23 protein-coding genes and 1 pseudogene are annotated in these 20,632 nt (G+C 35.5%); 16 read left to right on the top strand and 8 right to left on the bottom strand.

Translation table 11 applies throughout. The features are described from left to right. Positions 1–108: 108 nt before the first annotated feature. Positions 109–420, top strand: a complete 312-nt coding sequence (locus MRBLBA3_RS18005; protein ID WP_000637510.1) for a YbjQ family protein — start codon at positions 109–111, stop codon at positions 418–420. A gap of 119 nt (positions 421–539) precedes the next feature. Here MRBLBA3_RS18005 and MRBLBA3_RS18000 read toward each other — a convergent pair. From MRBLBA3_RS18000 to MRBLBA3_RS17980, 5 genes and pseudogenes are all read right to left on the bottom strand, one after another. Beyond that, positions 540–1,727 (bottom strand): annotated as a pseudogene (locus MRBLBA3_RS18000) (CynX/NimT family MFS transporter). A 70-nt stretch (positions 1,728–1,797) separates the two neighbouring features. Further along, a complete protein-coding gene (locus MRBLBA3_RS17995; RefSeq protein WP_363382690.1) occupies positions 1,798–2,478 on the bottom strand; it encodes a FadR/GntR family transcriptional regulator in 681 nt (226 codons plus the stop codon). A 179-nt stretch (positions 2,479–2,657) separates the two neighbouring features. Further along, positions 2,658–2,954: a hypothetical protein gene (locus MRBLBA3_RS17990; protein WP_363382687.1), complete on the bottom strand. Its 297-nt coding sequence runs from the start codon at positions 2,952–2,954 to the stop codon at positions 2,658–2,660. 117 nt (positions 2,955–3,071) lie between these two features. Next, positions 3,072–4,064, bottom strand: coding sequence for a zinc-dependent alcohol dehydrogenase family protein (locus MRBLBA3_RS17985; protein WP_363382684.1), 993 nt, complete (start codon positions 4,062–4,064; stop codon positions 3,072–3,074). A 396-nt stretch (positions 4,065–4,460) separates the two neighbouring features. Continuing rightward, the gene (locus tag MRBLBA3_RS17980; protein ID WP_033658174.1) at positions 4,461–4,646 is read right to left on the bottom strand and encodes a hypothetical protein; all 186 of its coding nucleotides are present in this window, start codon (positions 4,644–4,646) and stop codon (positions 4,461–4,463) included. Between the two features lie 94 nt (positions 4,647–4,740). Between MRBLBA3_RS17980 and MRBLBA3_RS17975 the strand changes: the two genes are divergently transcribed. From MRBLBA3_RS17975 to MRBLBA3_RS17960, 4 genes are all read left to right on the top strand, one after another. Beyond that, positions 4,741–5,958, top strand: coding sequence for a sensor histidine kinase (locus tag MRBLBA3_RS17975; protein WP_097811553.1), 1,218 nt, complete (start codon positions 4,741–4,743; stop codon positions 5,956–5,958). Then, positions 5,948–6,592 (top strand): response regulator, encoded by a 645-nt coding sequence (locus MRBLBA3_RS17970; RefSeq protein ID WP_000682258.1) that lies wholly within the window; start codon positions 5,948–5,950, stop codon positions 6,590–6,592. The genes MRBLBA3_RS17975 and MRBLBA3_RS17970 overlap by 11 nt, the downstream gene beginning before the upstream one ends. A 163-nt stretch (positions 6,593–6,755) precedes the next feature. Beyond that, entirely contained in the window at positions 6,756–7,190 is a 435-nt protein-coding gene (locus tag MRBLBA3_RS17965) for a hypothetical protein (protein ID WP_000449138.1), read from the top strand. Between the two features lie 111 nt (positions 7,191–7,301). Beyond that, entirely contained in the window at positions 7,302–7,700 is a 399-nt protein-coding gene (locus MRBLBA3_RS17960) for an Ig-like domain-containing protein (protein ID WP_000479669.1), read from the top strand. A 73-nt stretch (positions 7,701–7,773) separates the two neighbouring features. Here MRBLBA3_RS17960 and MRBLBA3_RS17955 read toward each other — a convergent pair whose 3' ends face one another. Next, the gene (locus MRBLBA3_RS17955; RefSeq protein ID WP_000273535.1) at positions 7,774–7,914 is read right to left on the bottom strand and encodes a YflJ family protein; all 141 of its coding nucleotides are present in this window, start codon (positions 7,912–7,914) and stop codon (positions 7,774–7,776) included. 154 nt (positions 7,915–8,068) lie between these two features. On the opposite strand from MRBLBA3_RS17955, the gene MRBLBA3_RS17950 reads away from it, so the two are divergent. Then, positions 8,069–8,431, top strand: a complete 363-nt coding sequence (locus tag MRBLBA3_RS17950) for a hypothetical protein (RefSeq protein ID WP_000582798.1) — start codon at positions 8,069–8,071, stop codon at positions 8,429–8,431. 26 nt (positions 8,432–8,457) lie between these two features. On the opposite strand, the gene MRBLBA3_RS17945 is transcribed toward MRBLBA3_RS17950, so the two are convergent. Next, complete coding sequence (locus MRBLBA3_RS17945) at positions 8,458–8,643, bottom strand: YhzD family protein (protein ID WP_000539551.1); 186 nt, start codon at positions 8,641–8,643, stop codon at positions 8,458–8,460. 353 nt (positions 8,644–8,996) lie between these two features. On the opposite strand from MRBLBA3_RS17945, the gene MRBLBA3_RS17940 reads away from it, so the two are divergent. The 7 genes from MRBLBA3_RS17940 to MRBLBA3_RS17910 all read left to right on the top strand — a co-directional run bounded on the left by MRBLBA3_RS17940 (position 8,997) and on the right by MRBLBA3_RS17910 (position 17,443). Beyond that, positions 8,997–10,238 (top strand): metallophosphoesterase family protein, encoded by a 1,242-nt coding sequence (locus MRBLBA3_RS17940; RefSeq protein ID WP_353764225.1) that lies wholly within the window; start codon positions 8,997–8,999, stop codon positions 10,236–10,238. Further along, positions 10,235–13,159: an ATP-binding protein gene (locus tag MRBLBA3_RS17935; RefSeq protein WP_363382677.1), complete on the top strand. Its 2,925-nt coding sequence runs from the start codon at positions 10,235–10,237 to the stop codon at positions 13,157–13,159. Before MRBLBA3_RS17940 ends, MRBLBA3_RS17935 begins: the two co-directional genes overlap by 4 nt. A gap of 41 nt (positions 13,160–13,200) precedes the next feature. Further along, entirely contained in the window at positions 13,201–14,145 is a 945-nt protein-coding gene (gene yhaM / locus MRBLBA3_RS17930) for a 3'-5' exoribonuclease YhaM (RefSeq protein WP_000726647.1), read from the top strand. Between the two features lie 164 nt (positions 14,146–14,309). Next, on the top strand, positions 14,310–14,642 hold the full coding sequence (locus MRBLBA3_RS17925) for a DUF2185 domain-containing protein (protein ID WP_044741070.1): 333 nt from the start codon (positions 14,310–14,312) through the stop codon (positions 14,640–14,642). Positions 14,643–15,053: 411 nt separating this feature from the next. Next, the gene (locus tag MRBLBA3_RS17920) at positions 15,054–16,046 is read left to right on the top strand and encodes a WXG100 family type VII secretion target (RefSeq protein ID WP_000249944.1); all 993 of its coding nucleotides are present in this window, start codon (positions 15,054–15,056) and stop codon (positions 16,044–16,046) included. A 22-nt stretch (positions 16,047–16,068) separates the two neighbouring features. Further along, positions 16,069–16,530 carry an Imm30 family immunity protein gene (locus MRBLBA3_RS17915; RefSeq protein ID WP_000351979.1) on the top strand — a complete coding sequence of 154 codons (462 nt, stop codon included), beginning with the start codon at positions 16,069–16,071 and terminating at the stop codon, positions 16,528–16,530. 580 nt (positions 16,531–17,110) lie between these two features. Beyond that, entirely contained in the window at positions 17,111–17,443 is a 333-nt protein-coding gene (locus MRBLBA3_RS17910) for a hypothetical protein (RefSeq protein ID WP_306467520.1), read from the top strand. Positions 17,444–17,452: 9 nt separating this feature from the next. Here the strand turns inward: MRBLBA3_RS17910 and MRBLBA3_RS20115 are convergent, their stop codons facing one another. Beyond that, positions 17,453–17,500, bottom strand: coding sequence for a hypothetical protein (locus tag MRBLBA3_RS20115; protein WP_242400465.1), 48 nt, complete (start codon positions 17,498–17,500; stop codon positions 17,453–17,455). Positions 17,501–17,918: 418 nt separating this feature from the next. Here MRBLBA3_RS20115 and MRBLBA3_RS17900 point away from each other — a divergent pair, with 418 nt between their 5' ends. The 3 genes from MRBLBA3_RS17900 to MRBLBA3_RS17890 all read left to right on the top strand — a co-directional run bounded on the left by MRBLBA3_RS17900 (position 17,919) and on the right by MRBLBA3_RS17890 (position 20,528). After that, positions 17,919–18,863: a ring-cleaving dioxygenase gene (locus tag MRBLBA3_RS17900; protein ID WP_044741072.1), complete on the top strand. Its 945-nt coding sequence runs from the start codon at positions 17,919–17,921 to the stop codon at positions 18,861–18,863. Between the two features lie 44 nt (positions 18,864–18,907). Then, positions 18,908–19,885: a ring-cleaving dioxygenase gene (locus tag MRBLBA3_RS17895; RefSeq protein WP_001072566.1), complete on the top strand. Its 978-nt coding sequence runs from the start codon at positions 18,908–18,910 to the stop codon at positions 19,883–19,885. A gap of 115 nt (positions 19,886–20,000) precedes the next feature. Then, complete coding sequence (locus MRBLBA3_RS17890; protein ID WP_000161562.1) at positions 20,001–20,528, top strand: DUF2199 domain-containing protein; 528 nt, start codon at positions 20,001–20,003, stop codon at positions 20,526–20,528. The last annotated feature ends 104 nt before the right edge of the window (positions 20,529–20,632 follow it).

Raw genomic sequence — 20,632 nt, 5'->3', positions numbered from 1 at the left:
TTGTCACACTCCTGTAAGGTAATTCAATAGATTAGATACTTTTTCCATGTCATAATAAAGACATAAGAAAGCTTATTAAAACTACAACTTATTAGGAGAGTGTCAGTCATGATTGTAACAACAACGTCTGGAATCCAAGGTAAAGAAATTATTGAGTATATTGATATTGTAAATGGTGAAGCTATTATGGGTGCAAATATTGTTCGTGATTTATTTGCTTCAGTTCGTGATGTTGTCGGTGGCCGTGCTGGTTCTTATGAAAGCAAGCTAAAAGAAGCTCGTGATATCGCGATGGATGAAATGAAAGAACTTGCAAAACAAAAAGGTGCGAACGCTATCGTTGGTATTGACGTAGATTACGAAGTTGTTCGTGACGGAATGTTAATGGTTGCTGTAAGTGGTACAGCTGTACGTATATAAGTAAATAAAAAACAGGCTCACCCCTTGAAGCGTATGCTTTGAGGGGCTTTTTTTGTTTTCAAGTAGTAGAAGTAAAAAGAATGAGCTTAATCCTTTAGGAAAAAGCTCATTCTTTTTATTTAAGCTATAAGATCTTTTGCTTCTACTTTCTTTTTGTTCATGACTAAAGTTAATAGGAACAAAATTAAGCTTAAAAGTGCCATTATAATAAAAACTTGCGTATAACCATCAAAATAGTCACGAGCGATTCCTGCTAAGACTGGAATAAATCCGCCCATAATATATCCTCCTGACTGCATCATAGCAGTCCATGCACTCGCATCTTCTGAAGTTTTTGTTTCATATAGCGGTAGCATGAGAGCGAGTGGGAATACGCCGCCGAGCCCGATACCTAGTAAAATAGAAGGGATCCATGGTGTAGTGAATGGGTATATCATAAGTGATAAACCTACGAGTACGAAGCATATACTCCCTAATAACCAAAGTGCTCGGTTTTTATAAATATCGGCTAATGTTGGAATTAAAAAGCTACATATCATTTGAACAACTGTAAAAACAGTTATAAGAGTACCAGCTTGCTCGCCGCTGACACCCATACTTTGGTTTGCGGGCGCAAGCCAAGTCGTAATGGAGTAAAAGATTCCTGATTGTAGTCCGAAAAAGATTGTGAACAACCATGCTTTCGTATTTCTTAAAGGTAAACTATTATTTTTTTTATTTTGTGTGCTCGTATTCTTTTTTTGTTTCATAACCGGATATCAAAATATAATAGCGATAATAGTAAGCACACCCCAAAAAGCGAGTGCCATATTCCAATCGTCTTTTAATACATGTTGTAAAGGAATCGTTAATCCTGCACTTAAAGAAGCGCCAGTTCCCATGCCTACTGAATATATTCCAATCATTAAGCCGATTTTCGTAGGGAATTTCTCTTTAATAAACCCTGATAGTAACGGACCTGCAAGTGCAATTCCAATGCCGATAAATAAAGAGCTCGTGAATAATGTGGAAATGGAAGAGGTAAAAGCCCTCATACATGTTGCGAAGCCAATTAAAATAAGACAAGCCATAATTGCTTTTTCTGCCCCATATTTTTTAATGACCTTCCCAGTCAGTAAGGCGAATGTCCCCATACAAAAAACCGGAATAGCTGTTAAAAAACTAACGGAAAAATTGCTTATATTTAAGTCTTGTCGGATTGTTTCTAATAAAGGTGAAACAGATGTGATTCCGATACGTAAATTAATAGAAACAAAAAATAGTGCTAGTATATACAAATAAGTTCGTCCTTGATGTTTCAATTTCATTTTCTCCTCTCATAAACATCAGATGTTATTGAGTATATCATCTGATGTTTAAGTGTAATATATAAGGAGCTTATTTCAGCTCCAAATTTTGAACGGCGTATGTTCGTGCCTCTTTGGCATTTTGTTTTAAAATAGCTTGGAATAACTTTTCATGAATGTCAGAGTTATCTTCATAGTTCACTGTATTTAATATTAATTGGCTTAAAATGTGGCGAAGGGCAGGTACGAAAGATTGATACAAATCAAGTAGAACTTCGTTTTTGCTCGCCTTTGCAATTGCTAGATGAAACTGAATATCTGCATCTATGTATGCCACATAATTTCCTTCTTGAAGGGCATTTTTTCTTTTATTCAAATGTCCTTTTAAGTATAAAAGATCCTCTTCACTTCGGCGCTGTGCCGCTAACATCGCTACTTCTTTATCTAACATATTTCTTGCTTCATACACATGATTAATATTAGCTGCTTGCAGTCGTTTTTCAAATGAATCTTGCGTTGTATTGAGTGAGACAATACGAGTACCTTGTCCTTGTCGAACTTCTAATATGCCGGCATGTACTAATATCTTTATGCTTTCTCGCAGCGTCGAACGCCCTACACCTAACTCTTCCATTAATTGCGGCTCTGTAGGGAGGCGATCACCAACTTCATACTCGCCAGAAAAGATTTTTTCTTGTAAACGTTCCAACACTTCATCGACTAATTTCCGCCGAGAAACTTTTGAAAAAGATTTCTTTTCGTTTATATTCATCTGCTCATCTCCTGTTATATTCGCTTTTATGATAACCAATTTAAGTTCTGTTGACAATGTTATTTTTTAGGTAGTTGAAGCGGGAGGGGATAACGTTGATGAAATAAATGAAAGGCCAGTACATATTTTATATGACTAATATGTACTGGCCTCACTTATTCCACAATCGCGTCTGATAGCTATTCACCTTGCTTGCTATAAATTTCATAGGCAAAAAATCCAAATAAATAGCCTATTCCAGCTCCTAAACTAACTGCAAGCAGTAAAGAAACCGGGAAAAATATGCTGAAAATGGCGCCGATAGCACAGCCAAAGAGCATTCCCATTGGTATTAAACTATCTAATAAATATTGAGCGCCTTTTGATTTTTTCTTACCTAACTTTCCTTGGTTATATTTATGTTTAAGTCTTTCAATTACAAATACTACAATTCCTCCAACTATTACAACAGGCGCAATTGCTGAAATTAACCACATGTTAGAATCTCCTTTCACCTTTTAATAGAACCGTACCAGATATTCACAATTCTATGCTCCTAAACGTGTTATCTAATCTATTTAAAAGGTCGATCAAAAAGACTTCTTCAAATGTATTTAATCACTCGTCAAAAATACTTTCCCTTTTGTTTTTTCAGCAGATTGAATGACACCAACCGCACTTTTTACATCCGCTAAGTCATATGTAGAATGGACTGTCATGAAACGTAATTGCTTATTTTCCACTAGGCGAATTAAGTGACGAAACGTTTCTTGCCATTTATATGGTGATACTTCTTTATTCCAATGTCGTAAATGAAATATATTCGCGTGCACCTTTGCTTTCGTGACAATCTCTGCCCAGTTTACTTGTATGCCTGATAGAAGGCCGATAGTTAAAATTTTTCCATTTGGACGCAAGCAAAATGCTAATTCATTTCCATCTGATCCGCCAATAGAATCAATCGCAGCATCCGCACCGATTCCGTTTGTTAATTCCATAACTGTTTCATAAAGCGGGGCAGTGGAAGTATCTATTACATATTCAGCACCGAGCTGAAGTAATTCCTCTGTATGTTTATTATTTCTCGTAACTGCAATTAATCGGAAGTTTAAAATTTGTGATAACTGAGCAAAAAGATGACCAATAGCGGATCCGCAAGCATTTACTAATAAAACGTCATTCTGTTGTAAATTTAGCGTTTCTGTACATGTAACCCATGCCGTAAGAGGATTAATATACATTTGTGCCGCTGTAAAATCATCGACGGAATCAGGAATAGGGACTACAAAATCAGCTGATGTCTTCACATACTCTTGCCAAGTACCTTCTCCGCGTAAAGGTAATACGCGTTTACCGATAAGGTCTCTAGAAACGAAAGCTCCTACATCTTCTACAATCCCGACACCTTCATAACCAGGTATGTTAGGTAAAGGGATCCTATGTGCATACGCTCCGGTTATGGGAATTAAGTCAGATGGATTAATCGGTCTAACTAACATACGAACCAAAACTTCATTATCTTTTAATGGTTCTATATTTTTATATTCAACTTGTAATACATCTTTTGGGTTACCAAACTCATGAAATTGAATGTATTTTCCGTGCAAGATAGTTGTTCCCCCTTAGTTTGATTGGGTTAATTATAGCATTTTGAGTTTAAATGATTATTTCATTAGAACTAAATAAAAGGGAACAGAAGGTCGTCGTTTATACTTTGAGGGGATTTTGATTGTGCAAATTTCAAAAAGATACATGAATTATGTAGCATTGTATGGATTGTAAAATCGATTTCCTGAATAAGTTATTAGGTACATAGTAATATAATAAAAAGACGCCCTTGTGAGCGCCTTTTTCCGACTTGAGATAGATGTATCATTATTGTTCTGTTAGGATACATAGCTCTCGTTTACAGTTTACTCACACAAATGATCTGTATATCAATTTGTTTTGATATACAGATCATTTGCATGATAATTCTTATAAATAATTGCTGAATGATAACCTTACATGAATGCTTTTAAAAGTTCTTGAACCAATGGAATTACTCCACCTACAAATTTTAAAACTGCCATTGCGATTTCCATATGATTGCCTCCTTTGTTTAAGAGTAAGATGTAATGAATTTTCATACCCTCATTATAGTAAGCGTTTACAGATACATCAATGGATTTCGATATGCAATATTTCATATTTATATTCGGTAATGAGGATAAAGAGGAATCAGTAACCTATCAAAATATAAGTCGCATCTTGTATAGTATAATGTAATGGTGGAGGTCGGATATGAAAAAAATAAATTCAAATATAGATTTGGATACAAATGTATTGGAAGCGGTATTTATTCCAAGAAGGTTTATTGTTTTATGGATTACACTTGTATATATAGCTTCAATGCTTTTAGAATTTCGTAATAATATTTTTTCTATGGATAGTTTCTTCTTTACAATAGTCATTGTTATTCATACTATTTTTCATTGGTATGCGAGTTCATTAAAGAATAGGCAATTGTTGTACTTCTTTTTTGTGCAACTCTTCATTGTGTTTCTCGCTGCATTTATTGTACCAAATGGTTCAATAGCTATTTTTGTTGGATTAACCCCTATTTTAATTGCCCAAAGTCTATATGTTTATAACAATATATTTAAAGTAATGGCAGTTTTTACTCTCATGTATGCCATATTTTGTACTGCAATTAGTATTAATTATGGTGTGAATAAAGTAGCTATTCTTATCTCTATGTTCCTTTTAGTATTAGCAATTATTATTCCTTTTTCCTATATTAATAAGCAGCAATTTGATGCACGTAATCGTATACAGAGCTACATTCAAGAGTTAGAGTCTGCATATATGAGAGTAGAAGAATTGACATTAGCTAATGAAAGGCAGCGAATGGCAAGAGATTTACATGATACGTTAGCGCAAGGTGTAGCAAGCTTAATTATGCAATTGGAAGCAATAGATGCCCATATGCAAAAAGGGAATACAGGACGCTCTCAAGAGATTATGAAACAAACTATGGTAAGAGCGAGACAAACTTTACATGATGCAAGGTTGGTTATTGATGATTTGCGTCATACTACTAATTCATTTAATGAAGCAGTAAAAGAAGAGGTTCAACGTTTTTCTGAAGCTACGTCTATACATGTGAGATTTACTATCCAAAGTCCACCGTATATTTCAAGCTTAGTAAAGGAGCACTGTTTATATGTAATTAGTGAATGTTTAACGAATATCGCAAAACATTCACAGGCAACAGATGTAAATTTAAAAGTTGAATATATCGATGATCTTGAAAAACTTACTATTGAAGTTGAAGATAATGGAATTGGTTTTGACACTAGATATATAGGTAAGAATCCTGGACATTATGGTTTAATTGGTCTAAATGAGCGTGTTCGATTGATTAAGGGAGAAATACATATATTGAGTGAAAAGATAAAGGGTACGAAAGTGTATATTCAAGTGCCTATAAATAAAGAAGGAGATAGCCATGAAGCATAACGTATTAATTGTAGATGACCATTTCGTTGTAAGAGAAGGTCTGAAATTAATAATAGAAACGAGTGATTCATTTCAAATTATAGGTGAGGCTGCAAATGGAGAAGAAGCCCTTTCTTTCATAGAGAAAAAGGAACCTGATGTCATTTTAATGGATTTAAATATGCCTAAAATGAGTGGTTTAGAAACAATTGAGGCTTTGAATAAAAAACAAAACCATACGCCGATTATTATATTAACTACTTATAACGAAGATGAATTAATGTTAAAGGGAATTGAGTTAGGAGCAAAAGGATATTTGCTAAAAGATACGGATCGTGAGAATTTATTTCGAACGTTGGAAGCGGCTATTCGAGGTGAGATTTTACTACAACCAAATATTATGGAAAAGATAGTGAAGTATAAAAGGAAAGAAGTACATGCTGATAAGGGTGAAGAAAATAACTTAACAGATAAAGAATTGTTTGTGTTGAAAGCTATTGCGCGCGGATATAAGAATAAAGAAATTGCATTTGATATGGGGATAGCTGAGCGAACGGTAAAAGCACATTTAACAAATATATACAATAAACTAGGTGTTAATTCACGGTCAGAAGCGGTAGCTGTATCTATTGAAAGGAAGTTAATTCATTTTTAAAACATTATATATGCCCAATCGTACATTATAGGCTTGCCCTTTTGTACGATTTTTTTATTTCTTCCTCATGTTATGCTTCAGAAAGCATGGGAGATTTAAGAACAATCTAATAGCATTACAATTACAGACGTTTCTAATGTAGGAAAGGAAGAAGAATAATTAAATGGAAACTTTGCTTTTAATTCCTGTAGTAATTTTCTTTATTTGGCTGCAAAGCAAACAAAGAAAAATAAATTGGATAGATATTATAACTTTTCTCATGATGATAGGGATTATTACTTATACGGCGCCGCAACCAATGACTAGGGATTTACAAGCAGAGTTACTGGCAGTTACGCTTATTTCTTTCGCTATTGGTGTTTGGCAAGGTGGGGGAATTACAGTCTGTTATGAGGATAGAATTTTATATATTACAAATGGAAAACAGAATTCCATTTCATGGATTCTTTTAATAATTGGCAACATAATTATTACTAACATATTTGAAGGTGGATTTACATTTAATGGATCGTGGATTGTTTTGTGTAGTGTTGTCATTGCATCTGGGGTGAAAAATAGTATTCTATGTATTCTGTACAAATTAACAGTACGAAATTGAATGGAAAAAAGGACGTTTTCTTTTATCTTAATTATAGAACGTATTACTGTAAGTTCATTAAAAGATTGTAGTCGATAAAAATGAGAAGGAAGAATGGGGGAGTTAGCGTAGATGTTTCTGCCTATTACTACATTTTATAGGTTTAGTTGGCTGGGGAGTTTTGCTTTCTCTTCAGAAAAGGTTAGCAGGAATCGAGCGTTTTCGAGGGCTGAAGAACTAAATGCTAATTTGTATGAAAAGAAATGTATAGATTCAGTTAGTAATATTCATGAGAAAATAACGATAGATTTTGTGAATTATGGTGATAATTATGTATCGGGCCATGCGGAACCTTATGCAGCAATTGTCATAACGAGCGGCGATATGCTTGTTGGAAGTGGACGGGTTAATGAGTATGGAGAATTTAAAATATATACGAATAATCATCTGGAAGAGTATTTGATAATAAAAGTTCAGTTGATATTAGGTGGTTTTTATCAAGATAGTATAATAGTAAAGGTAGATTGTTAATTTATAATGATTTCAGTTTTTATTTACTAAATAAAAGTAAAAGGAAGCAACAAATTGTTGCTTCCTACATCTATTAAGCCGAAGCCTTCTTCATTCTCTCAAGTAAACTAGATAAAATATGTGTACGATAAGATTCTAGTTTTTTACCTTCATAAGTACGAATACCTAATTTTTTAAGTTCTTTTACATACCAACCTTTGCTTCCGAAATACATGTGATCGCTCCCCTTCAACTTTGTTTTTATTTGTTCTGATTGTACTTGGAGGTACAGGTAATATAATGAAGGAAATGAATTTCGCGCGAAAATGGTTAACTTTGTTGCAAAAGACATATATACTAAGGATAGTATATAACGAGGTGGGCAAGACGTGATTATAGAGAAGCACGAAATTCAAATTGACCAAATTACGAGCGGTAAAGTGAATATCTTTACTTTCTATAGAAATAGAAAGCAAGTTGATGATCATTTTTTACGATTGCAAGAACCATCGCTTACAGCAAACTACTTCTTCCATTTTCATTTTGATGCAGAGAGTTTGCATCTTTTGCAGAAAGAGTTTCCAAGCGTATATCCGTACGACGGCAGTGAAACGATTCACGACTGGACGGAAAAGATGAAAGCAGAATTGCAACATCAGATCCAAACAGGTAAATGGAATAAGCGCGTACGTATCGGTAATCGCATTCTAGATGTGGCGTTTACGTGGTGTGACGAAGATATAGTAGAGTAAAAAGAAGCGGATAACGCTTCTTTTTTTTAGCGCTGGAATAAAACGAGCTTACCTGCAGAAGATGTGCAGCGATGTGTTTTTTCATACAATCCTTTTTCTTGTAAAATAGATTCACCTTTTGCTTTCGCTTCTTTTTCAGTTGCCGCCTCGAATGATTCATCTAATGCTTTAGAACCATCTTTTTCAAAGACTGTTAGAACGTATACTCCCATGAAAATTCCCTCCAATAATTAAAATCAGAATCTTATAACTATTTTGTCATAAATCACTAGAATATGCAAAGAAATATATGACATTGCGTGTTACAATAAAGTGAAACTTTAACTAATGGGGAGTCTTTTCATCCCCACTAGTTATTAGCCTTCACCAATCGGGTATTTATGGGCAGTTTACTTTCAGATTGGCTTCTTTGCCTACTGCCCGTTAATACGGGGTAAAGTGAAACTTTAATCAGTGGGGGATTTTTTATTTCCTGCTTATTACTAGTTTTCACCAATTGAGCATGTATTGTTTGTGCTCATGCGGATAAGATGAAACTTTTGAACTATAGAAAGGATCGTTATTTGTGAAACAAGTGAAGTTTATACATGCGGCTGATTTGCATTTGGATAGTCCGTTTAAAGGGATGGAGATGAATGTTGCGCAGTCTGTTTGGGAGAGAATGAAGCAGAGTACGTTTGAATCGTTCGAGCGTATTGTTGATAAAGCGATTCAAGAGCGCGTTGATTTCGTATTGCTAGCCGGGGATTTGTATGATGCGGAGACGAGAAGTTTGAGGGCGCAAGTGTTTGTGCGCGAGCAAATGAAGAGACTTTCGCAGTACGATATCCCTGTTTTTATTATTCATGGTAACCATGATCATTTAGGGGGAAGCTGGGCAGCAATTGAGTTTCCGGAAAATGTTCATGTGTTTACAGAGCCTTATGTGGAAGAGAAATCATTTTATAAAAATGGTGAGCTGTTAGCTTCTATTTATGGGTTTAGTTATTTGCAGCAAGCGGTAACGGATAATATGACAGCGCAGTATACGAAAATGAGTGATGCGCCTTTTCATATTGGAATGCTTCACGGAAGTGTGGAAGGGGATGCAGAGCATAATCGCTATGCGCCGTTTCAAATTCGTGAGCTGAAGGAAAAACAGTTTGATTATTGGGCTCTTGGTCATATACATAAACGTGAAATTTTATCAGAAGAGCCATACATTATTTATCCAGGTAATATACAAGGGCGTCATCGTAAGGAGACAGGGGAAAAGGGTGCCTACCTTATTGAACTCACGAAACAAGGATCGCAGTGTTCATTTTTCCATACGGCGGATGTTGTATGGGATGAAATTGAAGTGAATATTGATGGACTGGAAACTGTCGATGATCTTATGACGGTAATATCAACCACGATGAATGAATGCCGAAGAGAAGAGGAAGGCACGCTTTTAACTGTCGTATTTACAGGGCAGGGGCCACTTTCTCCTTATTTGCGTGAAGACAAGCGCGTGGAAGAGATTTTTCATATTTTAGCATCGGGAGAAGAGCGAAAAGATTTCGTGTATGCGATGAAGTGGAAAAATGAGACGGTTTCTTTTGCGGAAATTGAACGTTTGAAAGAGGAAAATCATTTCGTCGGTAGTGTGCTAAAAGAGTTAGAAGCTTTTACAAATATGGACGGAGTGTTGCGCACCATTTGGACATCTCCTGTAGCGCGTAATAGCATTGAAGCTTTTACAGAAGAAGAGAAGAAAGAGATTCAAAAGGAAGCGGAAAATATTATTTTAGAGCAATTATTCCAGCAAGAGAGGGATAAAAAATGAGAATTGAAAAACTCCATATTTATGGCTATGGAAAACTAGAAAATGTGGAAATGGATCTGTCAACGCTGACGGTACTGTACGGTGAAAATGAAGCGGGGAAATCGACAATTCGCTCGTTTATGAAAAGTATTTTATTCGGTTTTCCAACGAGAGGACAGCGCCGTTATGAACCGAAAGAAGGCGGGAAGTATGGCGGAGCAGTTACTGTTCAAACAGAAAAGTACGGCCGTTTAAAAATTGAACGATTGCCAAAGACGGCAGCTGGTGAGGTGACCGTTTATTTTGAAGACGGGAAAACTGGCGGCGAAGATATTTTAAACGATATATTAAGCGGTGTGAATGAAAGCTTATTTGATTCTGTTTTTTCATTTGATATGCATGGTTTGCAAAATATTCATCAATTGGGCGAAGCGGATATCGGTAATTATTTATTTTCGGCAAGCACAGTCGGAAGCGATGCGTTATTGCAGTTAGATAAAAAATTAGAAAAAGAAATGAATCAGCGCTTTAAGCCGAGTGGTCGTAATCCTGAAATTAACGTGTCACTGCAAGAGATGAAGAAAATTGAAGAAAAGATGAAAGAGTGGCAAGGGAAGATTGGCACGTATGAAAAACAGGTCGAGCAGTTAAAAGAAAGTGAAGAGAAACTTGCTTCTGTTCGTGCGGAGAAAGAGAGTGCCGAAAGACGAAAGCAAGACTATGAAATATTAGCGGCGCTTGAGCCTCTCGTTATTGAAAAGAGTGCGCACGAGAAAGTGTTAGAAAACGAGAACGGGCAGTTTCCTGTAAACGGAATGGCGCGCTATGAGGCGGTAAAGGCGAAGATAGAACCGCTCCAAGTACAAGTAGATTCACTTCAAAAAAAGATAGAAGCAGTGCAATCAGAAATTGATTCCACAGAAATAGATGAAGCATTTTTACAAAAAGAAAGTTATGTAGAAGAACTTCGTATGCAGCACATGTCTTATGAAAATGCACGCCAAGAAATGCGTGATATGACGGGAAGTATTGCGGATATAAAAGAAGAAATCACAGAACTACAGCAACAAATTGGAGCCACTTTTGAACAAGAGACGGTTCTTTCATTTGATATAAGTTTAGCGACGAAAGAATTAATTACGCAAACTGTGCAAAAGGCGCGTGAATTAGAATCGCAAAAAGCACAACTAGATGAACGTTTTAAAACGGCTCAGGAGCAATTAGAAGAGCAAGAAGAAAATATAAGACAGATTAAGAAACAAATGTTAGCGGATGAAGAACGAAATACGTTAGTTGAGAAAGAAAAGTCATTTCAAGATGCGGCGTTTATCGGTATGGGCGCAGAGAGAATGAAGCGTAAGTATGAAGAGAAAGCAGGGGCAGCTCAGCAAAAGAAAAAACAGTGGCAAAGAGTTTGTCTTCTTTTACTTCTTATTAACACGCTTGTTTTATTCACGAGTCTATTTATAGATAACCGCGCGCTATTATTTATTAGTGTCATTGTTTTTGTAGGGATTGTTTTAGCACTCGTTTTATATAAAGATCCATCAAGCGGATTACAAGAAGAACTCCTTACTCTTCAGCAAAGTGCTGGCGGAAGGCAAAGTGAAGAAGCGATGTCTGTTCGTTATCAGTTAGAAAAAGATGAAGAGATTCGAAAGTTATTTGAGCGGGAGTCTTATAAATTGCAGCAAATGGAACGAGCTTATGATAAAGTCGTTTCATCGTATGAAGAATGGGAGAGAGAAACTTTCCAAATAGGAGAACAAGTAGGTGCGTATAAAACGCGCTATATGTTCCCTGAATTTTTTACGTATGCGCACATGTTGCCAGCGTTTGAGCGTATTGAAAAAATGCAGCAATTATATCGTGAGCTAGATAAACAAGGCGAGCGGAAATCTTCATTATATGAAATGATTACGCAATTTGAACATAAACTAGAAACTGTTATCGGTAGCACGGAGTATAGTAATTTGCATGAGGCGCAAAGTCGTATGCAAAATGAGAAAGAGAAGCGCCAAACTTGTAAGCAGCTGAAAGAGAAGCTGGCGGAATGGCGAGAAGAATATGAGTTCATGCAAGAGCAATTAAAACAACTTTTAGTAGAGCGAGATAGCTTATGGCATATTGCAGATTCTACTGATGAAGAGATGTTTTTAGAAGCAGGTAAGCGGGCAGAAAAACGTGAAGATGCGGATAAGCAAATGGGGCGTTTATTACCTCAAATTGATCTTTTAGAACAGCGCTTAACGAGTCTGTCATTAGCTGAGCATTATGAGGCTGACGGTTATGATGAAAAGTTAAAGCAAGAAATTACAGCCGTGCAAAACTGTCTGGCGCAAGAAAAAGAACTGACAGAGCGTATTGCGAAACATCGTATGGAAATTGCGAATTTAGAAGAAGGCAGTACGTATGGTGATTTAATGCACGAGTGGGAAATGAAAAAAGCGCAAGTACGTGAACAAGTGAAGAAGTGGGCTGCATATGCGGCGGCAAAGACAGTATTAACGAAAACGAAGCAATATTATCATGAAGTACATCTTCCGCGTATTTTACAAAAATCAGAAGAGTATTTCGTCTATTTAACAGGCGGGAGATATAGTAAAATATTCTCACCGTCAGAAGCGGAACCTTTCATTGTCGAACGTAACGATGGTATGCGTTTTTACAGTCATGAACTAAGCCAAGCGACAGCGGAGCAGTTATATTTATCGTTACGATTTGCATTAGCGAAAACGTTTGAGCATGATTATCCATTTATTATTGATGATAGTTTCGTACATTTTGATGCGGTAAGGACGAATCGTACGATTGAACTAATAAAGGAAATTGCGAAAGATAGACAAGTCATCTTCTTTACATGTCATGCGCGTTTATTAACGTATTTTACAGAAAAACAGATTATAAAATTAACGCATAAGCGTAAAGAAAATGAGTTGTAGTATGCTATACTAAAAGTAATTGATTTGGTGGAGGAATTCGAATGAAAAAGAAAATTGCAGAATATGAAGTTGGTGAACAAGTCGATGTTTTCTTGTTAATTAAAACAGCGACAAAAGGTCTAGCAAGCAATGGGAAACCGTTTTTAACAGTAATCTTACAAGATCCAAGTGGAGATATTGAAGCGAAGCTATGGGACGTATCGCCAGAAGTTGAGAAACAATATGTAGCAGAAACAATCGTTAAAGTAGCTGGTGATATTCTAAACTACAAAGGACGTATTCAATTACGTGTGAAACAAATCCGTGTTGCGAATGAAAATGAAGTAACAGATATCTCGGATTTCGTAGAAAAAGCACCAGTGAAAAAAGAAGATATGGTTGAAAAAATTACGCAATACATATTTGAAATGAGAAACCCGAACATTCAGCGTCTAACGAGACATTTGTTAAATAAGCACCAAAACGAATTTTTAGAATATCCAGCAGCGACGAAAAATCATCATGAGTTCGTATCTGGACTAGCTTACCATGTCGTATCGATGTTAGATTTAGCGAAAGCTATCTCGGCTCTATACCCATCGTTAGATAAAGACTTACTATATGCAGGCGTTATTTTACATGACCTTGGTAAAGTAATTGAGCTATCTGGCCCAATCTCTACAACTTATACGTTAGAGGGGAATTTACTTGGCCACATTTCAATTATGGTGAACGAAATTGGTAAAGCAGCAGACGAGCTGAACATCGATGCAGAAGAAGTATTAATCCTTCAGCACATCGTCCTTTCCCATCACGGAAAAGCAGAATGGGGTAGCCCAAAACCACCATTAGTAAAAGAAGCAGAAATTCTGCACTACATCGATAACTTAGATGCAAAAATGAACATGATGGACCGTGCATTAGGACGCACAAAACCAGGCGAATACACAGAACGTGTCTTTGCGCTTGATAATCGTTCGTTCTATAAGCCAACTTTCCATAATTAAGATTGTGAATAGAATGGCCTCATTAAGTGTTAAAAGCTTAGTGGGGCTGTTTTCTTTATTAAAAATGAAATGAAATAGTTAAAAAGATAGTACAGGATTTTCAGCTATTGAATACGCTAGAAAATTCCCATATAGATCAAGTTTAATTGAAAGGATGGAAAAATATGAATCAAAAAGAGCCTATTGAATTTATTGAAAAAGCTGGGGCCTGTATTGTTTCAAAAAATATAATAAATGAAACAGGAAAATTGAAATGGATATTGAGAGAGCAATCAATAGATGCGGTAGATAATGGTTGGAGATTTTTTTCAGAAATTGATGATGATAATTACATTAATAATCCTGATAATTTAGTAGTATGTGATTTTAATACTGTAGCAAATATTGAACCGGCTATTCTGGGAATATACGAACTACCAATAGGTAGTGATTTACAATTAGTTTCTGAAAATGGAAAAATAAGATTTGTTGATAATTTAACTGGTAAAGAAGTTTGATGAGGATACGAAAATCTAAAGACAACGAGGCAAAATGGTTCGAGGAGATGTAAATTTACCAAGTGTGAGTTCATTAAATATCTTCGAAAAGAATGTAAAATATTATAGTGAGCGAGGGACAAAGAGTAATATTAAGATATTTAATTGTAAGACAGAAGCATGTGAATACTTCTATAATAGTTTAATTCATATGTTAAAAGAAATGGGTGTAATTTAAACCTGAAATAAAAGGGCATTTCCGTTTTGGGATGCTCTTTTATTTTACTAACTTTATTTCACATACACATAGGTTCTAGTTGCAATTAAGCAGATTTTATTTTATATACACATTATTATACTAATCTAAAGTTTCTGTATTTACATTTTTTTCTTTTTATCTCATAATTTTAATTGGGGAAAGGGAGGAAAGAAATGGTTCAAATCAAAGTGACACCTGAAATGCTAGAAGAAGTTGCTAATCGGGCAAGTAATACCCGAATCGCATTAGAATCTATACATAATAATTTATGTAATGAAATTGATTATTTGTGTTTTCAATGGATTGGTGCCTCTAATCAACAATTCGTTCAAATGTTCAATGATGCGCGACCAAAAGCTTTTACATCTATCAATTCAATTATACAAGTAGAAGAAGATTTGAAACGAATTGCTGAAAAATTTCGCAATGCGGATGATCAAGATGTTACAATGGAAGAAGGTGCAATGTGCGGTAAAACATCTTCTGAAGAGAAAGGCTTTGATGGTGGAAAATTAGCTAGGGATATAGCTGGAGAAATAAGTGGTGAGTATGATGTTCGTCGTGTTTGGGATGGTATTGATCCATCTACTGGCGAAAAACTTTCGGGGTGGGAACGTGCTGGGGCAGGTGTCATGGCTGTAGCCGGCCTTACACCCTTTGGAAAGATAGCTAAAGTAGGAAAAGGAGTTAAAATGACTGCTAAGGCTACTGAGGCTGTAAATACAGCTAAAAAAGTACCTGTTGGAGGAGCCGATGTAGTTAAGGGTACGGGTAAAGCTCTATTGACTAATGAAGGAAAAGTTGGAACCTATAAACAACTTGTGAAACAAGGAACTGCTTTTGATAATATTACTCCACATCATATGCCTTCTGCAGAGAAAATGAAACAAGCTGGTATAAAAAGGAATGATGGTGTGAGTATGAATATGGAACAACCTCATCCTGGAACCGGTGGGAGACATCGTGAAACATATACATATGGTCTATCAGGAGAAAAATCGAAGGCGTATTTAAACCTTAGCTTTCGTGATGCCTTAGCTCATGATATTTTGGATGCTCGAAGAATTTATATAAAAGATGGTTTACATACTGCTGAGATAAGAGAAGGTTTAAGAGAAGTTATTAAAAGAAACAAAGAGCTGTATCCGCATTTATTTGATAAATAAAACATGGAAAGGATGATTACCTTTGGATATTAAGAGTCATCTAAAAAGACTATATGATAATCGTTTATTAGAAAATGAAAATGAGATACGAGATTTTAATGAGTCATTAATGGAAGTAATAGAGTACAACGACGTCTCTGTTATTACAGATTTATGCTTAGTTTTGGATGATGAGACTGAGCAATTTGAGGTTATGTTTGGTTTAATTCATGGAATAGAGAGCTTATATAAAAATAATATAGAAGAAGGACTTGTATGTATTGCTAAAGCTGTTCCGAAGATGATTAACTCAGCAAAAGAATGGGTAGAAATTTTACATTATAGAATTCTTAATCACCCTCAAGTAAGATTAGCATATGGAAAAGTACTTTCGGAATTTGATCCATCAATTACGATTAGTATTAAAGAATTATTGATTGATATAAAAAATGAAGACCCTGATATGTTTAGTAAATCTGTTAATGAGGTAATTAAGAGCATCTAATGTTTAAAGTTGAAAAGATATAAAAGCACATAAGGCAAGTCAACAAGAAAAGAACTTATTATTGTAGTGGAAAGAAAAAGAATAGGTTGTTTAAAAGTGCATACTCCATGATGGTTGTACCATCATAGAGTGCTATGTGCAATGATAGAATAAGAAAACGAGGTACGAGCTTAGGCGAGATGACATTTTACTGGATGATGAATATAAACACACGGAATGTATATGAAACTAACGAACTCGTACAAACTCGTAAGATTTAACGTAGTAGTTGTCATGACATGTAAAAGGTGTCATACTGTTACTACAAAACTTACAAATTTATGCTACTTAAAAATAGATGAACTTAAAGCACTTGATTGTCAATTAAAGGCAACAAGTGCTTTTTTGCATTTTAGCGTAGAAATTTAAAAGAGCATTATAATTTTATAAGTGTATTAAGTGTTAAATTTTTATTGTTGTTTTATAGATTGTAATGGCTATGTACAGTGTACGACGATAGTAGAGGGGAAAATAAAGAGTTGTGTTATTTTTTGAAGTCATCGTAAAGTACGTTTTAACGGATGGACGTTATGCACAAGTTATCCGCAAAAAACAAGTAAACGTTACGGGATTCTCCACTGTTTGTCCATATAAAATTGAAGAAGGAAAAAGTTATCCTGTTATTCTCGACATTACAGTTTTTGATGATATTGAAATAAATGAAGGAATAGATGGAGTGAAAAATTTAAAGAGAATGGATAATTCTTTCAAGTATCGTATCAGTGGAATATTAAATCGTTGGTTTATTGATGCAGGGATTATTATTATAGACGAAGATGAAATATTCCTGGAACATAGTGAATACTTTAACAATTATGTTGAAATTGAAGTTAAAGTTAATAGAATCAACATTGAATTTGTAAAAGAAGGCTAGTCTCTTATCTTACTTAACCTCATACCACCAACATCTACAATCAAGGTATCCTTTCAATCCATTAAGTTGCCCATCTGGTGTTTCATAGGGGGAGAAATCTCCTGATTTGATGATGTTTTGTTTTGCTGATGGCGTTGCAACTTTAATTTAGAGTGACTGTTCTTTTCTCCACTAATGTTTTTAATATTTACTAAACCATTCTCCAGTTCAAAATGTTATGCAATAAAAAAATATCTCGAATTTGAGATAAATTACTTGCTTTTTAATCACTTGAGTTGTAAAGTGATAGTAACGAAAGCGATTAAGTCATATGAAAAACATACACTCACTTGCTTTCGATTAAAAAGCAAAGTAACTTATTCAGTAAAAACTAAGATGAATTTACAAAAATATAATGAGAATAAATTAAAAAGCTAAGAAGCATATTATTTTTTAGTTATCACTTGACTAGTAAAATGAAACGGAGGAATTATCAATGTATGAAATTAAAGGGCATCATCACATTTCAATGGTTACAAAAAACGGAAGTGAGAATAACCATTTTTATAAAAACGTGCTTGGTTTACGCCGTGTGAAAATGACGGTAAACCAAGATGATCCATCCATGTATCATTTATTTTACGGAGATAAAACAGGAAGTCCAGGTACTGAACTATCATTTTTTGAAATGCCTTTAGTGGGAAAAACGTACCGTGGTACGAATGCAATTACGCGAATTGGATTACTCGTTCCTTCAGAGGAAAGCTTACATTACTGGAAAGAACGATTTGAGGGATTTGGTGTAAAACATAGTGAAATAACAACATATGCAAATCGTCCTGCTTTGCAATTTGAGGATGCGGAAGGCCTACGTCTCGTACTACTCGTTTCAAACGGAGAAAAAGTGGAGCACTGGGAAACTTGGGAGAAATCAGAAGTTCCTGCACAGCATCAAATTCAAGGAATGGGTTCTGTGGAAATGACAGTGCGTAGACTTGATAAATTGGCGAGTACACTTACAGAGATGTTTGGTTATACAGAGGTTAGCCGGAATGATGAAGAAGCGATTTTCCAGTCTATAAAAGGAGAAGCCTTCGGAGAAATCGTTGTGAAATATTTAGATGGTCCTACTGAAAAGCCAGGCCGCGGTAGCATTCACCATCTAGCAATTCGTGTAAAAAACGATGCAGAGCTTGCTTATTGGGAAGAACAGGTAATACAAAAAGGTTTCCATTCTTCAGGCATTATCGACCGTTTCTACTTTAAAAGCTTATACTTCCGCGAATCAAACGGAATCCTATTTGAAATTGCGACAGATGGACCAGGATTTACAGTGGATGGAGATGTAGAGCATTTGGGAGAAAAACTTGATCTACCGCCGTTCTTAGAAGAAAAGCGAGCAGAAATTGAAGCGAAATTAGCACCTATTGAAGAGAAATAATAGAAGAGAAAATATACAATTTAAAACCATTGGAGGAATATAAAATGAACCAATTAAAAGGAATTCACCACGTTACAGCAATTACAAGTAGTGCAGAAAAGAACTATGAGTTTTTCACTCATGTGTTAGGAATGCGTTTAGTTAAAAAAACAGTAAACCAAGATGATATTCAAACGTATCATTTATTCTTTGCAGATGATAAAGGTAGTGCAGGAACAGATATGACATTCTTTGACTTCCCGGGCGTTCCTAAAGGTGTACACGGTACAAATGAAATTTCAAAAACATCATTCCGAGTGCCAACTGATGCGGCATTAGCATATTGGATGAAACGTTTTGACCGTCTTGAAGTAGAACATACAGGAATTAAAGAGCAATTTGGTAAGAAAACTCTTTCTTTCGTTGATTTTGATGATCAATACTATCAATTAATCTCAGATGAATTAGATAACGGGATAGAATCAGGTACACCGTGGCAAAATGGTCCAATTCCATTAGAATATGCAATTACTGGTTTAGGACCTGTATTTATCCGTATCGCGAACTTTAGTTATTTCAAAGAGGTGCTAGAAAAAGTTCTATTATTTAAAGAGATTGCTCAAGAAGGAGAATTCTATTTATTTGAAGTAAACGAAGGCGGAAACGGTGCATCTGTCATTGTAGAACATAATACGGTGCTTCCTGAAGCACAACAAGGTTTTGGTACAGTGCATCATGCAGCATTCCGCGTAGAGGATCGCGCTGTATTAGAAGAGTGGATTGAGCGACTAAGCCGAGTTGGACTCCCTTCATCTGGTTATGTAAATCGCCACTTCTTTGAGTCATTATACGCAAGAGTTGCGCCGCAAATTTTATTCGAGTTCGCAACAGATGGCCCAGGATTTATGGGAGATGAGCCATACGAAACACTTGGCGAAAAGTTATCATTACCTCCGTTCCTAGAGCCAAAACGTGAAGAAATTGAAAAATTAGTTCGTCCAATTGATACAGTGAGAAGTACGAAGGAATTTATTAAAGAGTAAAAATAATAAGTAGGAGAGCAAGTAGTTTTAGCGAATCGCTGGAACTACTTGCTTTTTTTGTTTTCGCTTTATAAGTATTTTGCTAAAATGTATGTAAAACTGATGGAGGAATAGAATGACGAAAATTAATGGGTATTCTTGTAGATGCTGCGGTACATATCATGAAGAAATTCCAACGAGCTATGGATCATCGGCTCCTGTTTATTATTATGACGCTGAACCTGAAGAGCGAGAAGATAGATTTGAAATGAACGATGATTTATGCGTGATGGATGGAGAACACTTCTTTATGCGAGGGAGTATTGAAATTCCTATCGTTGGTACAGATGAACATTTCATATGGGGTGTATGGGTTTCATTAAGTGAAGCGAATTTTGATAAGGTGAATGAATTTTGGGATAAGCAACAATTATTAGAGCCGATGTTTGGGTGGCTTTCGACTGATTTACCATATGAGCTGGAAACAGTAAGTTTAAAAACAATGGTTCATCCGAGAGCGGATGGTATTCGTCCCTATATTGAACTGGAGCCGACAGACCATCCTCTAGCAGTGGAGTTTAGAGAAGGAATAACGATGGAAAGGGTACAAGAAATAGCGGAACAACTTTGTGTAAATAACGAGGATGATGAAAAAGAGTGCTGATGTTTGTTCAGCGCTCTTTTTATTATATAGAATAAAATAATTGACTTACTTTTTATATGTAACTATAATAGTTACAAAGTAACCGTTAATAATGACAGTGAGTA

It is taken from the genome of Bacillus sp. LBA3-1-1.1, assembly GCF_040676495.1.
Lineage (GTDB): Bacteria > Bacillota > Bacilli > Bacillales > Bacillaceae_G > Bacillus_A > Bacillus_A nitratireducens.
The sequence above is the reverse complement of the archived record's forward strand: the minus strand, read 5'-3'. Positions and strand labels throughout refer to the sequence as shown.

Bases quoted from the DNA above. Each gene is read 5' to 3' on its own strand.
- MRBLBA3_RS17980 (WP_033658174.1), bottom strand. From the start codon at position 4,646: ATGAAATATTGCATATCGAAATCCATTGATGTATCTGTAAACGCTTAC.
- MRBLBA3_RS17890 (WP_000161562.1), top strand. From the start codon at position 20,001: ATGACGAAAATTAATGGGTATTCTTGTAGATGCTGCGGTACATATCAT.
- yhaM (WP_000726647.1), top strand. From the start codon at position 13,201: ATGAAAAAGAAAATTGCAGAATATGAAGTTGGTGAACAAGTCGATGTT.
- MRBLBA3_RS17995 (WP_363382690.1), bottom strand. From the start codon at position 2,478: ATGAATATAAACGAAAAGAAATCTTTTTCAAAAGTTTCTCGGCGGAAA.
- MRBLBA3_RS17935 (WP_363382677.1), top strand. From the start codon at position 10,235: ATGAGAATTGAAAAACTCCATATTTATGGCTATGGAAAACTAGAAAAT.
- MRBLBA3_RS17900 (WP_044741072.1), top strand. From the start codon at position 17,919: ATGTATGAAATTAAAGGGCATCATCACATTTCAATGGTTACAAAAAAC.
- MRBLBA3_RS17925 (WP_044741070.1), top strand. From the start codon at position 14,310: ATGAATCAAAAAGAGCCTATTGAATTTATTGAAAAAGCTGGGGCCTGT.
- MRBLBA3_RS18005 (WP_000637510.1), top strand. From the start codon at position 109: ATGATTGTAACAACAACGTCTGGAATCCAAGGTAAAGAAATTATTGAG.
- MRBLBA3_RS17945 (WP_000539551.1), bottom strand. From the start codon at position 8,643: ATGGGAGTATACGTTCTAACAGTCTTTGAAAAAGATGGTTCTAAAGCA.
- MRBLBA3_RS17895 (WP_001072566.1), top strand. From the start codon at position 18,908: ATGAACCAATTAAAAGGAATTCACCACGTTACAGCAATTACAAGTAGT.
- MRBLBA3_RS17965 (WP_000449138.1), top strand. From the start codon at position 6,756: ATGGAAACTTTGCTTTTAATTCCTGTAGTAATTTTCTTTATTTGGCTG.
- MRBLBA3_RS17990 (WP_363382687.1), bottom strand. From the start codon at position 2,954: ATGTGGTTAATTTCAGCAATTGCGCCTGTTGTAATAGTTGGAGGAATT.
- MRBLBA3_RS17975 (WP_097811553.1), top strand. From the start codon at position 4,741: ATGAAAAAAATAAATTCAAATATAGATTTGGATACAAATGTATTGGAA.
- MRBLBA3_RS17970 (WP_000682258.1), top strand. From the start codon at position 5,948: ATGAAGCATAACGTATTAATTGTAGATGACCATTTCGTTGTAAGAGAA.
- MRBLBA3_RS17920 (WP_000249944.1), top strand. From the start codon at position 15,054: ATGGTTCAAATCAAAGTGACACCTGAAATGCTAGAAGAAGTTGCTAAT.
- MRBLBA3_RS17960 (WP_000479669.1), top strand. From the start codon at position 7,302: ATGTTTCTGCCTATTACTACATTTTATAGGTTTAGTTGGCTGGGGAGT.
- MRBLBA3_RS17955 (WP_000273535.1), bottom strand. From the start codon at position 7,914: ATGTATTTCGGAAGCAAAGGTTGGTATGTAAAAGAACTTAAAAAATTA.